The sequence below is a fragment of the Terrabacter koreensis genome (assembly GCF_054783315.1).
In genome coordinates, this window is sequence record NZ_BAAGQU010000004.1 from 1,363,070 (window position 1) to 1,379,163 (window position 16,094).

14 protein-coding genes and 1 riboswitch are annotated in these 16,094 nt (G+C 71.6%); of the genes, 12 read left to right on the forward strand and 2 right to left on the reverse strand.

The features are described 5' to 3' along the window. Positions 1–62 precede the first annotated feature (62 nt). The 6 genes from paaA to ACYVNR_RS09135 are packed head-to-tail and all read left to right on the forward strand — an operon-like array spanning position 63 to position 5,027. A complete protein-coding gene (paaA, locus tag ACYVNR_RS09110; RefSeq protein ID WP_461047820.1) occupies positions 63–1,121 on the forward strand; it encodes a 1,2-phenylacetyl-CoA epoxidase subunit PaaA in 1,059 nt (352 codons plus the stop codon). Continuing rightward, positions 1,118–1,426: a 1,2-phenylacetyl-CoA epoxidase subunit PaaB gene (paaB, locus tag ACYVNR_RS09115; RefSeq protein ID WP_458800599.1), complete on the forward strand. Its 309-nt coding sequence runs from the start codon at positions 1,118–1,120 to the stop codon at positions 1,424–1,426. Before paaA ends, paaB begins: the two co-directional genes overlap by 4 nt. Further along, positions 1,423–2,229 carry a 1,2-phenylacetyl-CoA epoxidase subunit PaaC gene (paaC, locus tag ACYVNR_RS09120; RefSeq protein WP_045190504.1) on the forward strand — a complete coding sequence of 269 codons (807 nt, stop codon included), beginning with the start codon at positions 1,423–1,425 and terminating at the stop codon, positions 2,227–2,229. Before paaB ends, paaC begins: the two co-directional genes overlap by 4 nt. 11 nt (positions 2,230–2,240) lie before the next feature. Beyond that, positions 2,241–2,735, forward strand: coding sequence for a 1,2-phenylacetyl-CoA epoxidase subunit PaaD (gene paaD, locus ACYVNR_RS09125; protein WP_458800595.1), 495 nt, complete (start codon positions 2,241–2,243; stop codon positions 2,733–2,735). Then, a complete protein-coding gene (gene paaE / locus ACYVNR_RS09130) occupies positions 2,735–3,880 on the forward strand; it encodes a 1,2-phenylacetyl-CoA epoxidase subunit PaaE (protein ID WP_461047821.1) in 1,146 nt (381 codons plus the stop codon). The genes paaD and paaE overlap by 1 nt, the downstream gene beginning before the upstream one ends. Before the next feature lie 46 nt (positions 3,881–3,926). Continuing rightward, the gene (locus ACYVNR_RS09135) at positions 3,927–5,027 is read left to right on the forward strand and encodes an NAD(P)-binding domain-containing protein (RefSeq protein WP_045190499.1); all 1,101 of its coding nucleotides are present in this window, start codon (positions 3,927–3,929) and stop codon (positions 5,025–5,027) included. Positions 5,028–5,093: 66 nt separating this feature from the next. Here ACYVNR_RS09135 and ACYVNR_RS09140 read toward each other — a convergent pair whose 3' ends face one another. Beyond that, complete coding sequence (locus tag ACYVNR_RS09140) at positions 5,094–5,855, reverse strand: hypothetical protein (RefSeq protein WP_461047822.1); 762 nt, start codon at positions 5,853–5,855, stop codon at positions 5,094–5,096. 263 nt (positions 5,856–6,118) lie between these two features. Here ACYVNR_RS09140 and ACYVNR_RS09145 point away from each other — a divergent pair, with 263 nt between their 5' ends. The 5 genes from ACYVNR_RS09145 (at position 6,119) to ACYVNR_RS09165 (ending at position 11,361) form a co-directional block, all read left to right on the forward strand. Continuing rightward, on the forward strand, positions 6,119–6,934 hold the full coding sequence (locus ACYVNR_RS09145; RefSeq protein WP_045190496.1) for a thymidylate synthase: 816 nt from the start codon (positions 6,119–6,121) through the stop codon (positions 6,932–6,934). 28 nt (positions 6,935–6,962) lie between these two features. Continuing rightward, on the forward strand, positions 6,963–7,460 hold the full coding sequence (locus tag ACYVNR_RS09150) for a dihydrofolate reductase (protein WP_045190492.1): 498 nt from the start codon (positions 6,963–6,965) through the stop codon (positions 7,458–7,460). A gap of 202 nt (positions 7,461–7,662) precedes the next feature. Further along, positions 7,663–8,547, forward strand: coding sequence for a 4-hydroxy-tetrahydrodipicolinate synthase (dapA, locus tag ACYVNR_RS09155; RefSeq protein ID WP_461047823.1), 885 nt, complete (start codon positions 7,663–7,665; stop codon positions 8,545–8,547). A gap of 65 nt (positions 8,548–8,612) precedes the next feature. After that, complete coding sequence (locus ACYVNR_RS09160; RefSeq protein ID WP_045190486.1) at positions 8,613–10,298, forward strand: ribonuclease J; 1,686 nt, start codon at positions 8,613–8,615, stop codon at positions 10,296–10,298. 1 nt (position 10,299) lies between these two features. Next, positions 10,300–11,361 carry an endonuclease/exonuclease/phosphatase family protein gene (locus ACYVNR_RS09165; RefSeq protein ID WP_461047824.1) on the forward strand — a complete coding sequence of 354 codons (1,062 nt, stop codon included), beginning with the start codon at positions 10,300–10,302 and terminating at the stop codon, positions 11,359–11,361. Positions 11,362–11,400: 39 nt separating this feature from the next. Here ACYVNR_RS09165 and ACYVNR_RS09170 read toward each other — a convergent pair whose 3' ends face one another. Beyond that, on the reverse strand, positions 11,401–12,786 hold the full coding sequence (locus ACYVNR_RS09170) for an aminotransferase class V-fold PLP-dependent enzyme (RefSeq protein ID WP_461047825.1): 1,386 nt from the start codon (positions 12,784–12,786) through the stop codon (positions 11,401–11,403). Between the two features lie 39 nt (positions 12,787–12,825). Then, a riboswitch (SAM riboswitch) is annotated at positions 12,826–12,965 on the reverse strand. 168 nt (positions 12,966–13,133) lie between these two features. Here ACYVNR_RS09170 and ACYVNR_RS09175 point away from each other — a divergent pair. Then, complete coding sequence (locus ACYVNR_RS09175) at positions 13,134–16,064, forward strand: FtsK/SpoIIIE family DNA translocase (protein WP_461047826.1); 2,931 nt, start codon at positions 13,134–13,136, stop codon at positions 16,062–16,064. The last annotated feature ends 30 nt before the right edge of the window (positions 16,065–16,094 follow it).

Here is a 16,094-nt window from a genome sequence, read left to right on the forward strand (position 1 = left end):
CGGGTGCCCGCCCGGGGACCCCGGCTTTGGCAGCCCCGGCGCCCATCTCGCATACTGGACTCATGTATGGCAACGACGTCATCGACCCGAACGAACCGCTGAACGCGGCCGAGACCGACGCGTACGACGCGGCGGCGGCGCACGACGACCAGCGCGACGGGTCCGATGCCGTCGGTGACGACTTCGACGCCCTCATCGCCGCCGACCAGCGCATCGAGCCGCGCGACGCGATGCCGGAGAAGTACCGCGAGACCCTGATCCGGCAGATCGCCCAGCACGCGCACTCCGAGATCATCGGCATGCAGCCCGAGGGCAACTGGATCACCCGGGCCCCGAGCCTGCGCCGCAAGGCGATCCTCATCGCCAAGGTGCAGGACGAAGCCGGCCACGGCCTCTACCTCTACAGCGCGGCCGAGACCCTCGGCATCGACCGGCAGGAGCTGCTCGAGCGCCTCCACGACGGCCGCCAGAAGTACTCCTCGATCTTCAACTACCCGACCCTGACGTGGGCCGACTGCGGCGCCATCGGCTGGCTCGTCGACGGCGCGGCGATCATGAACCAGGTGCCGCTCTGCCGTTGCTCCTACGGGCCCTACGCCCGCGCCATGATCCGCGTGTGCAAGGAGGAGAGCTTCCACCAGCGGCAGGGCTTCGAGATCCTCTGGAACCTCATGCGCGGCAGCGAGGCCCAGCAGGCGATGGCGCAGGACGCCGCCGACCGCTGGTGGTGGCCGGCGCTCGCGATGTTCGGACCGCCCGACACGGGCGAGGCAGCCAAGGGCGGTCACACCGAGCAGTCGATGGCCTGGGGCATCAAGCGGTTCAGCAACGACGACCTGCGCCAGAAGTTCGTCGACATGATGGTGCCGCAGGCCGAGAAGCTCGGCATCGTGCTGCCCGACCCCGAGCTGCGCTGGAACGAGGAGCGCGGCCACTACGACTTCGGCGAGATCGACTGGGACGAGTTCTGGCAGGTGCTCCGCGGCGACGGCCCGTGCAACGCCGAGCGCATCACGCACCGCCGCCGCGCCCACGAGGAGGGCGCGTGGGTGCGCGAGGCCGCCAACGCGTACGCCGCCAAGCAGGAGACCCGCCAGAAGCAGAAGGAGAGTGCCGCGTGACCGAAGCACCCGAGAGGGCGTCCGAGAGGAGCTGGCCGCTCTGGGAGGTGTTCGTCCGGGGCAAGCGCGGGCTCTCGCACGTCCACGTCGGCTCGCTCCATGCGCCCGACGCGACGCTCGCGCTGCGCAACGCCCGTGACGTCTACACCCGGCGCCAGGAGGGCGTCTCGATCTGGGTCGTGCGCGCCGACGACGTGACGGCGAGCAGCCCCGCCGAGAAGGACTCCTTCTTCGACCCCGCCGCCGACAAGATCTACCGGCACCCGACGTTCTACGACGTCCCGGAGGACGTCGAGTACCTATGAGCACCCCACAGAGATCTCCGCTGCCCGGGGCCGAGGCGGCCCTCACGGTCGAGAAGCCGTATGCCGGCTACCTGCTCGGCCTCGCCGACGACGCGATGGTCTACGCCCAGCGGCTGGGGGAGTGGATGACCAACGCGCCCCAGATCGAGGAGGACATGGCGCTCGGCAACGTCGCGCTCGACCTCCTCGGCCAGGCGCGCGGCCTCTACCCGTACGTCGGCTCGATCGACGGCACCGGCCGCGGCGAGGACGACTTCGCGATGATGCGCGACGAGCGCGAGTGGCGCAACGTCCATCTCGTCGAGCAGGAGCGCGGTGACTTCGCCGACGAGATGGCCCGCCTGCTGTGGTTCTCCGCCTACCAGGTCGAGCTCCAGACGGCCCTCACCGGCTCGTCCGACGCCGTCGTGGCGGGTGTGGCCGGCAAGGCGCTCAAGGAGGTGCGCTACCACCTCGACCACGCCTCCCTCTGGGTCGTGCGTCTCGGCGACGGCACCGACGAGTCGCACCGGCGCATGCAGGCCGCGCTCGAGCGCGTGCTGCCCTACCTGGCGGAGCTGTTCGACGACGACGCCGCCTCGGCGCAGGCGGCCGAGCTCGGGGTCGGGGTGCTGCCGTCGCGCCTGCACGACCCCGTGGTCGCCCGCGTGACAGCGGTCGTGTCCGAGGCGACGCTGACGCTGCCCGACGGGTCGACCTGGCGGTCGCGCGGCGGCCGTGACGGTGTGCACTCACGGCCGATGGGCTACCTCCTCGCCGAGATGCAGCACATCGCGCGGTCGCACCCCGGCGCGAAGTGGTGAACGCTGTGGCGGTGGAGTCCGCTGTCGCAGAAGCGATCTCGCGCATTCCCGATCCCGAGGTGCCGGTGATCAGCATCGCCGACCTCGGCATCCTGCGGTCGGTCGAGGTCGACGAGGCGGCGCACACCGTCGTCGTCACGATCACGCCCACCTACAGCGGGTGCCCCGCGATGGAGGCCATCGCGTCTCGCATCACCTTCGAGGCCGACACCCGCGGGTATGCCGCCGACGTCCGCACGCAGCTGTCGCCGGCGTGGACGACCGACTGGATGACCGACGAGGGCAAGGCCGCCCTCCATCGCTTCGGCATCGCGCCGCCAGGTCCCGCACCGGCGGGGGAGTCGCGCGGCCCCGTGGCGCTGACGCTGTCGCGTCACGTCGTCGCCTGCCCGCGGTGCGGCTCCGCCGACACCACCGAGATCGCCCACTTCGGCTCGACCGCGTGCAAGGCGCTGCGCCGCTGCAACGCGTGTCTCGAGCCCTTCGACGAGTTCAAGGCCATCTGATGATCGACGTGACCACCGAGTCCGCCTCCGCGACGGGCGCGCCTGCCCCGGCCGCGCGCCACCGCGCCCGTTTCCACCCGCTCACGGTCGCGAGCGTCGAGCGCCTCACCGACGAGTCCGTCGCCGTCACGTTCGAGGTGCCCGAAGACCTCGTCGACGAGTTCGCGTTCGAGCCGGGACAGCACCTGACGCTGCGAGCCACGATCGGCGGCGAGGACGTGCGCCAGTCGTACTCCATCTGCCAGTCGCGCCGGGCCGACCCCACGGGCCGCCGGCTGCGGGTCGCCGCCGCCCAGGTGCCCGAGGGCCGCATGTCCACCTGGCTCAACGCGGGGGTCGCGCCGGGCGACGTCGTCGACGTGATGACCCCCGCGGGTTCCTTCACGTGCCCGACCCGGCCCGACGGCATACGCCATCACGTCGCGATCGCGGCGGGCTCGGGCATCACGCCCGTGCTGTCGCTCCTGACGACGGCGCTGGAGGAGGAGCCGGGGTCGCGCGCCACGCTGCTCTTCGGCAACCGGCGCACGAGCTCGATCATGTTCCTCGAGGAGCTCGAGGACCTCAAGAACCGCTTCCCCGGCCGCTTCCACCTCGTCAACGTGCTCTCGCGCGAGGCGCAGGACGTCGAGCTCTTCTCGGGGCGCCTCGACCCCGAGCGGCTGGCCTCGATCTTCGGGTCGCTGCTGCCGGTCGAGTCGGTCGACGAGTGGTACCTCTGCGGGCCGTTCGGCCTCGTCACCGGCGCAGAGACGCTGCTGAAGGAGCGGGGCGTCGACTCGCACCACATCCACCACGAGATCTTCCACGTCGACGACGGCACCGAGGCGCGGCGCAAGGTCGTCGTCGACGACTCCGCCCCGCCCGAGGCGATCGTCACGGTCAACCTCGACGGGCGCACGACGGTCATCCCGATGCCCAGCGTGGAGGAGACGATCCTCGATGCGACGCTGCGGGCGCGGCCCGACGCGCCGTTCTCGTGCACCAACGGTGTGTGCGGCACGTGCCGCGCGCGTGTCGTCTCCGGCGAGGTCCGCATGGACCGCAACTACGCGCTCGAGCCCGAGGAGGTGGCGGCGGGCATCGTGCTCGCCTGCCAGAGCCACCCGGTCACCGACGAGGTCTCGCTCGACTACGACGCCTGAGTCCTCCTCGGGGAAGATCGTCGATTGGTTGTGCGTTCAACCACCTGTGGAGCGGGTCGAGACGGTCGTCATCGGTGCGGGTCAGGCCGGCCTGTCGGCGGCGTACCACCTGCAGCGACTCGGTGTCGGGGCCTTCGTGGTGCTCGACGCCAACCCGGCGCCGGGTGGTGCCTGGCAGCACCGCTGGGACAGCCTCACCATGCACGACGTCCACGGCGTCGCCGACCTCCCCGGTATGCCGTTGGGTGCGGTCGACGCGAGCGCACGGGCGAACGTCGTGGTGCCTGCCTACTTCGCCGCCTACGAGGAGCGGTTCGGGCTGCCCGTGGTGCGACCGGTGCGGGTGCGCTCCGTCGCCTCGGTCGACGACTCACCTGACGGGCTGCTCCGGGTGGAGACGACCGGCGGCACCTGGCTGGCCCGCTCGGTCGTCAACGCGACCGGCACGTGGGAGACCCCGTTCCGGCCGTACTACCCGGGCATCGAGACGTTCCGTGGGCGTCAGCTGCACACGGCCGACTACACCGGCCCGGACGACCTCGCCGGGCTGCGCGTGGTGGTCGTCGGTGGTGGCGCGTCGGCAGTGCAGCTCCTCGGCGAGCTCGCTCCCGTCGCCCACACGACCTGGGTGACCCGGCGTGAGCCCGTCTGGCGCACAGGACCTTTCACCGCGGATGCCGGGCGGCAGGCCGTGGCTCTGGTCGAGGAGCGGGTGGCGCGCGGCCTCGCACCCCAGAGCGTGGTCAGCGTGACCGGCCTGTCGCTACGGCCCCAAGAGGCGCGGGCGGCCGAGCTCGGCGCGTATCGACGACGTCCGATCTTCGAGCGCATCGAGCCCGACGGGGTGCGCTGGTCGGACGGGTCCTTCGAGCCGGTCGACGTGATCCTCTGGGCCACCGGGTTCCGCCCGACGGTAGGGCACCTGACCCCGCTTCGTCTTCGGAGCGAGCACGGCGGCATACGGCTGCGGGCGCCCTACGACCGGCACACGTTCACGACCTCGACCGCCGACCCGCGCATCCACTTCGTCGGCTACGGCCCGTCGGCCTCGACCATCGGTGCCAACCGGGCCGGCCGGGCGGCCGCCCGCGCGGTCGTCGACCAGCTGGCCGCACTCACCACCGCCGAAGACGCCCGCCCCGCCTGACGGGCCCGCGCATGTGCATCTGGTTGGTTCCTGACCCCACCCAACGCACACAGAGGTGTCGCGCCGTCAGGCAGCTCGAGCGCGCCGGAGAGCGCAACCACGACGGCGACAGGCGCGGGGAGCGCCGCGCCAGCCACGCATGCGGAGCAGGAACCCGACCTCTTCGGCGAAGGTGCAGGGTGCCACCGCGACGTCGGGCCAGTAGCCCCGCACCGTGAGCCGCCCCTGCCGTGCGGCCGCGCGGTCCCGCACCCCGTCGCGGACACGCCCGGTCCAGCCCTCGTGTCCCAGGCGCCCGTCGATCTCCAGCACCAGGTGCTGGTCTGCGTAGAGGTTGTCGCAGCGCTGGTTCTGGCCGAGCACGACCTGGCGCGTGGCAACCGGCAGGTCGTGGGCTCGCTCGACATCGCGGACGTAGCGGATCTCAGCCGCGGACTCGGCCCCGGCCCCCACGTCGGCAAGGCACTCCCTCAACAGGGCGGCGTGGGGCTGTCCCGGCCGCGACGCGAGCGCCTCCGCGAGCCGAGCCTCGGAGGTCAGGCCCTGCTGGCACGCTCGGGCAACGAGGGCGAGCACTCGATCGGCCGGGTCGCTCCTGTTCACGGCCAACACGCTGTGCTCGACGGTCGTCCGGTGCGGCCAGGCGGTGGCGTGCACCTGCTCGTCGAAATGACGGGTGCGCGTCACCACGAGCCCGGGTCGCACTGCGGCTCGTCGGGCAGCCGGGACGACGACGTGCGAGGTCTCCGGCCCGCGCCGCTCGAGGCCCCAGGCGAAGCGAGCGCTGGAGCCGGCCAGGGCGACCGGGCCACCCACCGAGAGCAGCACGGAAACGGCGCGGACCTCCCAGTCGTCCCGGCCCGGTGTCGTCAGGTAGACGCCCGGGTGCAGCGCGACCCACCGCCCCGAGGCCAGGGCCCACCGAACGGACTCGAGGCTGATCCCCCCGCCGCGCGGGCCTCCTCCACAGCCTGTCTGGCCGTGTGCACCACGTGGGGTCCACGCCACACCGGATGCACACACGGTCCGTGGTCCGGACCTCCGCGCGGCGCGAGGAGGCGGAGTGGGTGCACGGGGTTACGCTTCCCGACGTGCGGCAGTACCTCGACCTCCTCGACCACGTCCTGACCCACGGTCAGGAGAAGTCCGACCGGACCGGCACCGGAACGCTCAGCACGTTCGGGTACCAGATGCGCTTCGACCTGGCCGACGGCTTCCCGGCCATGACGACCAAGAAGCTGCACCTGCGCTCGATCATCGGCGAGCTGCTCTGGTTCCTGCGCGGTGACACCAACGTGCGCTGGCTCCAGGAGCGCGGCATCAGCATCTGGGACGAGTGGGCCGACCCGGCGACCGGCGACCTCGGCCCGATCTACGGGTACCAGTGGCGGTCCTGGCCGACGCCCGACGGCCGGCGCGTCGACCAGATCGCCAAGGTCATCGAGCAGATCCGCACCAACCCCGACAGCCGCCGGCTCATCGTCTCGGCGTGGAACGTCGCCGACGTCGACGACATGGCGCTGCCGCCGTGCCACACGATGTTCCAGTTCTACGTCTCGCCGCCCGGCCCCGACGGCCGACGCCGGCTCTCGTGCCAGCTCTACCAGCGCAGCGCGGACATCTTCCTGGGCGTGCCGTTCAACATCGCCAGCTACGCGCTGCTCACGCAGATGGTCGCGCAGCTCACCGACCTCGAGCCGGGCGAGTTCGTCCACACGCTCGGCGACGCGCACCTCTACCGCAACCACGTCGAGCAGGCGCGCCTGCAGCTGAGCCGGACGCCGCACCCGCTGCCGACCATGCGCATCACGCCGGGCAAGACGAACATCGACGACTTCGACCTCGACGACTTCGAGCTGCTCGACTACGTCGCCGAGCCCGGCATCAAGGCACCCATCGCGGTCTGAGCGTGGGGCGTCTGGGAGCCTTGGCCGCATGAGCGAGGTGCGACCGAACGTCACGATGATCGCCGCCGTCGGCCGCAACGGCGTGATCGGCGACGGCGAGACGATGCCGTGGCACCTGTCGGAGGACCTCAAGTTCTTCAAGCGCACGACGATGGGCCATCCCATGGTGATGGGGCGGCGCACCTTCGACTCGATGGGGGCGCTGCCCGGCCGGCGCAGCGTCGTCGTCACGCGCAGTCGCGACTGGAGCCACGACGGTGTCGAGGTCGCCCACTCCGTCGAGGAGGCGCTCGACCTCGTGGCCGGCGACGGGGAGGTCTTCGTCGTCGGCGGGGGAGAGGTCTACCGCCTCGCCCTGCCGTATGTCGCCCGGCTGGTCATCACCGAGGTCGACCAGTCCCCGGAGGGCTCGGTCACCTTCCCGGAGATCGATCCCGAGGACTGGGTCGAGACGTCGCGCGAGGCGAGGACGGGCTTCGCCTGGGTCACGTACGAGCGTTCTTCCCGCCCACCGGAAGCTCGCTGAAAAAAACTTCGGCAGGGCTGTAACGCCCGCGCCGCCGTCGCGATGTAGGGGGTGGCGAGGCACTACTCGGACCCCCGAGCGAGTAGTGCCTCGCCTCTTCTGTCGGTGGACGCGCCTCCGTCACGGTGCGCGTGACGTCGAGTCGCGGCAGTCACGTGGGCACGCGCCAGCGCGCTGCGCACGGGGCGCTAACCTTGGCCCCATGGCTGACGCACCCGCCCTCGGACGTGTTCTCTCGGCGATGGTCACGCCCATGCGGCCCGACGGTTCCCTGGACCTCGGCGCCGCCCAGCGCCTCGCGACCCACCTCGTCGACGCCGGCCACGACGGCCTCGTCATCTCCGGCACCACCGGCGAGTCCCCGACGACGTCGGCCGCCGAGAAGGACGAGCTGCTCCGTGCTGTCGTCGACGCCGTGGGGCAGCGTGCCGTCATCGTCGCCGGCGCAGGCAGCAACGACACCGCCAAGAGCATCGAGTCGGTCCAGGCCGCCGCCAAGGCGGGCGCCCACGCGGTGCTCGCGGTCACCCCGTACTACAACAAGCCGCCGCAGGCCGGGCTCGTCGCGCACTTCATGGCGATCGCCGACGCGAGCGACCTGCCCGTCATGCTCTACGACATCCCCGGGCGGTCGGGCATCGCCATCGCGCGAGAGACCTACCTGCGCATCGCCGGGCACGAGCGCATCGCGGCGGTCAAGGACGCCCGCGGTGACCTCTGGTTCGCCAGCGAGATGATGCAGGAGACCGGGCTCGACTGGTACTCCGGCGACGACGCGATGAACCTCGGCCACTTCGTCAACGGCGCCGTCGGCTTCGTCGGCGTCACCTCCCAGGTCGCGCCCACGGCATACCGCGAGATGGCCGACGCCGTCGTCGAGGGCCGCTGGGACGACGCCCGCGCCGTCCACCGCCGCCTCACCCCGCTCGTCAACGCCGTCATGAACGTGACCCAGGGCGCGATCATGGCCAAGGCCGGTCTCGCCGTGCAGGGCCTCATCGCCTCCCCAGGCGTGCGGCTGCCGCTCGTCGAGGCCGACGACGCCCAGACCGCGCTCGTGCGCGACGCCATCTCGGCGGTCGGATGACCGTCGCCTGACCTCTGCCCGCGGTCGTTGCCGGCCAGGGCGCACCACCCAACGACAGGACACCCGTGAGCCATCCCCACCCCGAGCTGACCACGCCACCCGCCCTCCCCGACAACGGCCTGCGGGTCGTCGCACTCGGTGGGCTGGGCGAGGTCGGCCGCAACATGGCCGTCGTCGAGACGAAGGGCAAGCTGCTCGTCATCGACTGCGGCGTGCTCTTCCCCGAGGACCACCACCCGGGCGTCGACCTCATCCTCCCGGACTTCCGCTACATCGAGGACCGTCTCGACGACATCGAGGCCATCGTCCTCACCCACGGCCACGAGGACCACATCGGCGCGGTCCCGTACCTGCTCCGGCTCAAGGGCGACATCCCGCTCATCGGCTCGACCCTCACGCTCGCCCTCGTCGAGGCGAAGCTCAAGGAGCACCGCATCCGGCCGTACACGATGGCGGTCCGTGAGGGGCAGCGCGAGCGGCTCGGCGTCTTCGACCTCGAGTTCGTCGCGGTCAACCACTCCATCCCCGACGCGCTCGCCGTCTTCGTGCGCACCGAGGCCGGCACGCTGCTGCACACCGGCGACTTCAAGATGGACCAGCTGCCGCTCGACGGGCGCCTGACCGACCTGCGAGCCTTCGCCCGTCTCGGCGAGGAGGGCGTCGACCTCTTCCTCACCGACTCGACCAACGCCGACGTGCCCGGGTTCACCACGCCCGAGCTCGAGATCGCGCCGGCCATCGACAAGGTCTTCCGCCACGCCGAGCGACGCATCATCGTCGCCTGCTTCAGCAGCCACGTGCACCGCGTCCAGCAGGTGCTCGACGCCGCCGAGAAGGCCGGCCGCAAGGTCGCCATGGTCGGCCGCTCCATGGTGCGCAACATGGGCATCGCCTCCGAGCTCGGCTACCTGAAGGTGCCCGACGGCATCCTCATCGACATCAAGAAGATCGACAGCCTGCGCGACGACGAGCTCGTCCTCATCTGCACGGGTTCGCAGGGCGAGCCGATGGCGGCGCTCTCGCGCATGGCCAACCGCGACCACCGCATCGACGTGGGTCCGGGTGACACGGTCCTGCTCGCGAGCAGCCTCATCCCCGGCAACGAGAACGCCGTCTACCGCATCATCAACGGCCTCATGCGCCTGGGCGCGAACGTCGTGCACAAGGGCAACGCGAAGGTGCACGTCTCCGGTCACGCCAGCGCCGGCGAGCTGCTCTACTGCTACAACATCGTCAAGCCGCGCAACGTGCTCCCGGTCCACGGCGAGTGGCGCCACATGCACGCCAACGCCCAGCTCGCCATCCAGTCCGGCGTCCACCCCGACAACGTCGTGCTCGCCGAGGACGGCGTCGTCGTCGACCTCGTCGACGGCCACGCGTCGGTCGCCGGCGTCGTCGAGTGCGGCTACGTCTACGTCGACGGCAGCAGCGTGGGCGGTGCCGACGAGGCGCTGCTGAAGGACCGGCGCATCCTGCGCGACGAGGGCTTCATCACGTGCATCGTCGTGCTCGACGCAGCCACCGGCAAGATCGCGAGCGGCCCCGAGATCACCGCCCGCGGCTTCGTCGAGGACGAGGAGATCTTCCAGCAGGTCATCCCCAAGGTCGAGCGGGCCGTCGAGGAGGCCGTCGCCAACGGGGTGCGCGACGACCAGCAGCTCCAGCAGGTCGTACGCCGGGCCGTGGGCTCCTGGGTCGGTGGCAAGATCCGCCGTCGGCCGATGATCATCCCGGTCGTGCTGCAGGCCTGACGTGACGGTGCAGCAGGTCGGCGGGGCGGCTCCGGCAAGTCGTCCCGACGAGCCCGACGGACCGGTCGGCGCCGAGCCGTCGCGCCCGTCCCCGCGGCGGCGCCGCCATCGCTGGCTCGACGCCGCCATCGCGATCGTCCTGCTCGTCCTGGTCGCGGTGGGGGCGCTGCGCTGGCTCGACTCGACGGCATACCTCGTCGTCGTGCTGCAGACCGCCGGGCCCTTCGTGCTGATCGGGCTGGGTCTGCTCCTCGTGGCGACCCTCGTGGGGCGTCGGTGGGTCATGGCGGCCCCCGTCGTCATCGCACTGGCCGTGGCGGTCACCGTGGCGGCTCCGGCGTTCCGGGCGTCGTCGTCACCGAAGGTCGAGCCCGACCTCACCGTCATGTCGGCGAACGTCTGGATCGGCTCCGCCAACGTGAACCAGCTCATGGACGCCGTGCGCTTCCACTCCGTCGACGTGCTGGTGCTCGTCGAGGCGACGCCCGCCCTGATGCAGCGGCTCGACGCCGAGGGTGCCGGCGACTACTTCACGCACCGTGAGGGGGCCGCGCGGCCGAGCACCTCCAGCGGCACGATGGTCCTGTCGCGCTACCCGCTCTCGGTGCGCAGTGCGGGCACCGACCCGGCCGTGGAGGCCACGCAGAGCGTCCAGCCCGAGCTCGACGTCACGACGCCGAAGGGGACCGTGCGCCTCAAGGTCGCCCACCCGACGGCTCCGCTGCGTGGTGACACCGTCGAGTGGCGTGCCGGGCTCCAGGCGCTCCGGTCCTGGAAGGAGCGACTCGACGGCGACGAGCCCGTCGTCATGGCGGGAGACTTCAACGCGTCGTTCGGCCATCCGGCGATGCGTGACGTGGCCGCGGGCCTTGCCGACGCGCAGCGCACCGACGGGCAGGGATGGGTGCGCACGTGGCCCTTCGCGGGCAACCGCCTGCCCGCCTTCGTGCAGCTCGACCACCTGCTGAGCCGAGGGCTCACCGTCGTCTCGGCGGGTCAGGTCGCCGTCAACCGCGCCGACCACGCCGCGGTGTGGGCCGGCTACGCCCTGCCCAAGCGCTGAGCGGCCCTGCAGCCGACCGGCCTACGGCGGCTGACGGGGTCACCAGGGACGCTCGACCTCGACGTCGCGCGGGTCGGTGCCGTCGACGGCCCAGCCCGACTCGGTGAGGGTCCAGTCGGCCGAGGGGCCCTGCGCGACGAGCCCGGCGACGGCCGACACGAGGCGGTCGACGCCCTCGAGCGTCGAGCCGAGGCCGATGCTCGCGCGCACCGCGGTGCCCGAGCGCTCGCCCCACGGGTCCTCGAGCAGCTCGTCGACGAGCAGGTGGGCGCAGAACTTGCCGTCGCGCACGCCGATGCCGTGTTCGACCGACAGCACCTGCGACACGAGCGACGAGTCCCAGCCGTCGACGGTGAACGCGACGACGCCGACGCGGTCGTGGTCCTCGCCGAAGATCGAGAGCAGCTCGACGCCCGGCACCTCGCCGAGTCCGGTCGTCAGCCGCTCGAGCAGCTGCTCCTCGTGGGCCTCGATGGCGTCGCGGTGACGGCTGATCGTGGCGCACGCGGCGGCCAGGGCGATCGCGCCGATGACGTTGGGGCTGCCGCCCTCGTGCCGAGCGGGACCGGTGGCCCACGTCGTGCCCTCCTCGGTGACCGAGCGCGTCGCGCCGCCTCCGAGCAGGTAGGGGCTGCCGGCATCGAGCCAGTCGGAGCGACCGGCCAGCACGCCTGCGCCGTAGGGGGCGTACGTCTTGTGGCCGGAGAACGCGACGTAGTCGGCGTCCCAGCCGGCGAGGTCGATCCGGCGGTGGGCCGAGAGCTGGGCGGCGTCGACGGCGATGCGGGCGCCGTGGTCGTGGGCCAGCGTGGCGAAGCGCTCGATCGGCCACACCTCGCCGGTGACGTTCGAGGCCGCGGTGAGCACGACGAGGCGGTGCCGCGAGGGGTGGTCGTTCAGGGCCTCCTCGAGCAGCGCGTGGGCGTCCTCGACGGTCTGGGGCACGGGCAGCCGCACGGTGCGGAAGCGCCCCCAGGGCAGCAGCGTCGAGTGGTGCTCGGTGCCGAAGACGAAGACGGTCGTGCGGCTCGGCAGCGCCTTGCTCAGCAGCGCCCACGAGTCGGTCGTCGTGCGGGTGAAGACGACCGAGTCGTCCGCGCGAGCCCCGACGAACGAGGCCACCTCGGCGCGAGCCTGCTCGTACCAGGCGCTCGTCAGGCGTGAGGCGAAGCCGGCGCCCCGGTGCACGGATGAGTACGTCTCGAGGGCCCGGTCGACCGCCGCCCTGACCGTCTCGAGCGCGGGGGTCGACGCGGCGTGGTCGAGGTTCGCGTATGCCGTGTCGCCGCTGAGCGTCGGCACCCGCAGTCCTGCGCCGACGACCGCGGGCAGCGAAGCGGCCTCGGGGACGACGTGCAACGCGCGGGTCCGGACGACGGGGGCGGGGGCGCCACCACAGAGGGAGGTGCTGGGAAGGACCGACATGAGAGTGCTCCTGGGGGACCGAGGGACCCACCGGATGCAGGTCCGCGCTTGCCGGCCGCGATCGCACGAGCTGGATCTCTCGAGCTGATCGGGGTCGACCTGGTCGTCACCCGGAGCACCCCACCGCGGAGGAGGGTTGCTGGCCAGCGAGCCGGGGCTTGTCACTGGCACTCATGACCTGGCATCGAAGATAGGGCGGCCCCTCTCGGCCTGTCCACCCTCCGGTCCGCGGATGTCGGCATCTGAGACGGCCTCAACCCGTGATGGCGGGTTCGTGTTCTGACCCATGTGCCTCTGTTGCGCGTGTGACGCGTGAGTTCAGAGGTGCCTTGACGTACGGTGCGACCATGGGGTCTCGTCCGTCCAGCAGCCAACGCTCGAGCACCGCCGCGGCCACACGGGCCAAGGGGGCGACCGGCAGCACCACGTCGCGCCCGCCGGCCGCCCGCTCGTCCCGGCCCGCGCAGCGCAAGCCCGCCGCGCGCAAGCCGCCGGCCAAGCCCGCCCGCAAGACCCGTGACGGCGGGCTGCCCTTCCCGCTCAGCGCGATGCGAAGCACCTGGATGGGCGTCTCCCACATGGCCGGGGGAGCGGTGCGACGCGTCGGCCACAGCGCTGCCGACCTCGAGCCCGAGCACCGTCGCGACGGCATCGGTTTCGCCCTCATCGCGCTCGCCGTCGTCGTGGCGGCCCGCGAGTGGTGGGGCGTCGCCGGCACGTTCGGCCAGATCGTGCACGCCATCTTCGCCGGCACCTTCGGGCGCGTCGCGTATGCCGTCCCGCTCGTCCTGCTCGCCCTCGGCCTGCGCATGCTGCGCGCCCCGCAGGACGAGGCGACGACCAACCGCGTCGTCATCGGCACCATCGCGCTGACCTTCGCGGCCTGCGGTCTGGCGCACCTGGCGGACGGCATCCCCAACCCGCCCGATGGCGCCGACGGCATGCGTGCCGCCGGTGGCATCCTCGGCTTCCTCGCCTCGAGCCCCCTCGCGGCCGCGGTGTCGTCCTACGGCGCGCTCGTCCTGCTCATCCTGCTCGGCATCTTCGGCCTGCTCGTCATCACGGCCACGCCGGTCAACATGATCCCGACGCGCCTGCACCAGCTCAAGGCTCTCGTCATCGAGCGTGGCCACCACGACGAGGCGGGCGCCGAGCCGGAGGACGCCCCGACGGCAGCGCTCAAGCGCGCCCGTCGCAAGCCGGTCGACCTCTCCGACCGTGACGGTGACGAGGCCTTCCGCCAGGCCGCGCAGAAGGGCGGCGACGACGAGCCCACGACCCGCCTGCGTCCCGGCGAGAAGCGTCCGACGGCCCCGGGTGTGCTGGCGCCCCGTCCCAGTGGCGAGAAGGCGATCGACGCCACCGACCCCAAGACCCTCGGCGCCCCCGACACCGGCAAGGTCGGCCCGAAGGCCGAGCTCATCCCGCCGCCCATGTCGGAGATGCCGGCACGTGTCGAGCAGCTCAGCCTCGGGGGCGACATCACCTACCAGCTGCCCGACCACTCCATGCTGACGCCGGGTCCCCCTCACAAGACGCGCAGCGAGACCAACGACCGCGTCGTCGAGTCGCTGACCAACGTCTTCGACCAGTTCGACATCGACGCCGCCGTCACCGGCTTCACGCGTGGCCCGACGGTCACCCGCTACGAGGTCGAGCTCGGCTCCGGCACCAAGGTCGAGCGGGTCACCGCGCTCTCCAAGAACATCGCGTATGCCGTCGCGTCGGCCGACGTGCGCATCCTCAGCCCCATCCCGGGCAAGTCGGCCATCGGCATCGAGATCCCGAACCTCGACCGCGAGAACGTGTCGCTCGGCGACGTGCTGCGCAGCAACACCGCGCGCACCAACGAGCACCCGATGGTCATGGGTGTCGGCAAGGACGTCGAGGGCGCCTACGTCATCGCCAACCTCGCGAAGATGCCGCACCTGCTCGTCGCCGGCGCCACGGGCTCCGGAAAGTCGAGCTTCGTCAACTCGATGATCACCTCGATCCTCATGCGTGCGACGCCGGAGGAGGTGCGCCTCATCCTCGTCGACCCCAAACGGGTCGAGCTCACGGCGTACGAAGGCATCCCGCACCTCATCACGCCGATCATCACCAACCCCAAGAAGGCCGCCGAGGCGCTCGCCTGGGTCGTCAAGGAGATGGACCAGCGCTACGACGACCTCGCGGCGTTCGGGTTCAAGCACGTCGACGACTTCAACAAGGCGGTGCGTGCCGGCAAGGTCAAGCCGCTGCCGGGCTCCGAGCGGCAGATCACGACCTACCCGTACCTGCTCGTCGTCGTCGACGAGCTCGCCGACCTCATGATGGTCGCCCCGCGCGACGTCGAGGAGTCGGTCGTGCGCATCACGCAGCTCGCGCGCGCCGCCGGCATCCACCTCGTGCTCGCGACCCAGCGCCCGTCGGTCGACGTCGTGACGGGTCTCATCAAGGCCAACGTGCCCTCGCGCATGGCGTTCGCGACGTCCTCGCTCGCCGACTCGCGCGTCGTGCTCGACCAGCCCGGCGCCGAGAAGCTCATCGGCCAGGGCGACGCGCTCTTCCTCCCGATGGGCGCGAGCAAGCCGATGCGTGTGCAGGGTGCGTGGGTCAACGAGTCCGAGATCCACGAGGTCGTCAAGTTCGTCACGACGCAGCTCAAGCCGAACTACGTCGAGGATGTCACCGTCGCCGCGCCGAAGAAGCAGATCGACGACGACATCGGCGACGACCTCGACGTGCTGCTCCAGGCGACCGAGCTCGTCGTGACGACCCAGTTCGGGTCGACGTCGATGCTCCAGCGCAAGCTGCGCGTCGGCTTCGCCAAGGCAGGTCGGCTCATGGACCTGCTCGAGTCGCGCGGCGTCGTCGGCCCGAGCGAGGGCTCGAAGGCGCGCGACGTGCTCGTGCGGCCCGACGACCTGCCACAGACCTTGGCGCTGCTGCGTGGCGACGAGGTGCCGCACCCGGTCGCCGACGAGCCGCCGAGCGACGACGGGCCGTTCGCTGCGTCGCCCGCCGACGTCGCCGACGAGCCCGACGACGCCGCGACGGCATACGAGGGCACGGGCGAGACGGAGGACGGCCCGCAGTCGCCCCAGCGCACCGCGTCGCTCGTGGCCGAGCGAGGCGAGCGGCGGGCGTCGGGCGACGACTACGACGGCGACAGCACGCAGGCCGTGCCGTCCGCGCGCTGGACGCCCGGCGACATGACGCCCACCGTCGACGAGGACGACGAGGAGTCCGAGGACGCCTGGAACCTCACCGACCGCGGCGGCCGCGAGCGCTACTGACCCACCCCATCTCAACCGTCGAAAGGCCGC

What these genes read in the sequence shown, in the direction of transcription:
- paaA (WP_461047820.1), top strand. Translation starts at nt 63, where the DNA reads ATGTATGGCAACGACGTCATCGACCCGAACGAACCGCTGAACGCGGCC.
- paaC (WP_045190504.1), top strand. Translation starts at nt 1,423, where the DNA reads ATGAGCACCCCACAGAGATCTCCGCTGCCCGGGGCCGAGGCGGCCCTC.
- paaE (WP_461047821.1), top strand. Translation starts at nt 2,735, where the DNA reads ATGATCGACGTGACCACCGAGTCCGCCTCCGCGACGGGCGCGCCTGCC.
- ACYVNR_RS09150 (WP_045190492.1), top strand. Translation starts at nt 6,963, where the DNA reads ATGAGCGAGGTGCGACCGAACGTCACGATGATCGCCGCCGTCGGCCGC.
- dapA (WP_461047823.1), top strand. Translation starts at nt 7,663, where the DNA reads ATGGCTGACGCACCCGCCCTCGGACGTGTTCTCTCGGCGATGGTCACG.
- ACYVNR_RS09170 (WP_461047825.1), bottom strand. Translation starts at nt 12,786, where the DNA reads ATGTCGGTCCTTCCCAGCACCTCCCTCTGTGGTGGCGCCCCCGCCCCC.
- ACYVNR_RS09175 (WP_461047826.1), top strand. Translation starts at nt 13,134, where the DNA reads ATGGGGTCTCGTCCGTCCAGCAGCCAACGCTCGAGCACCGCCGCGGCC.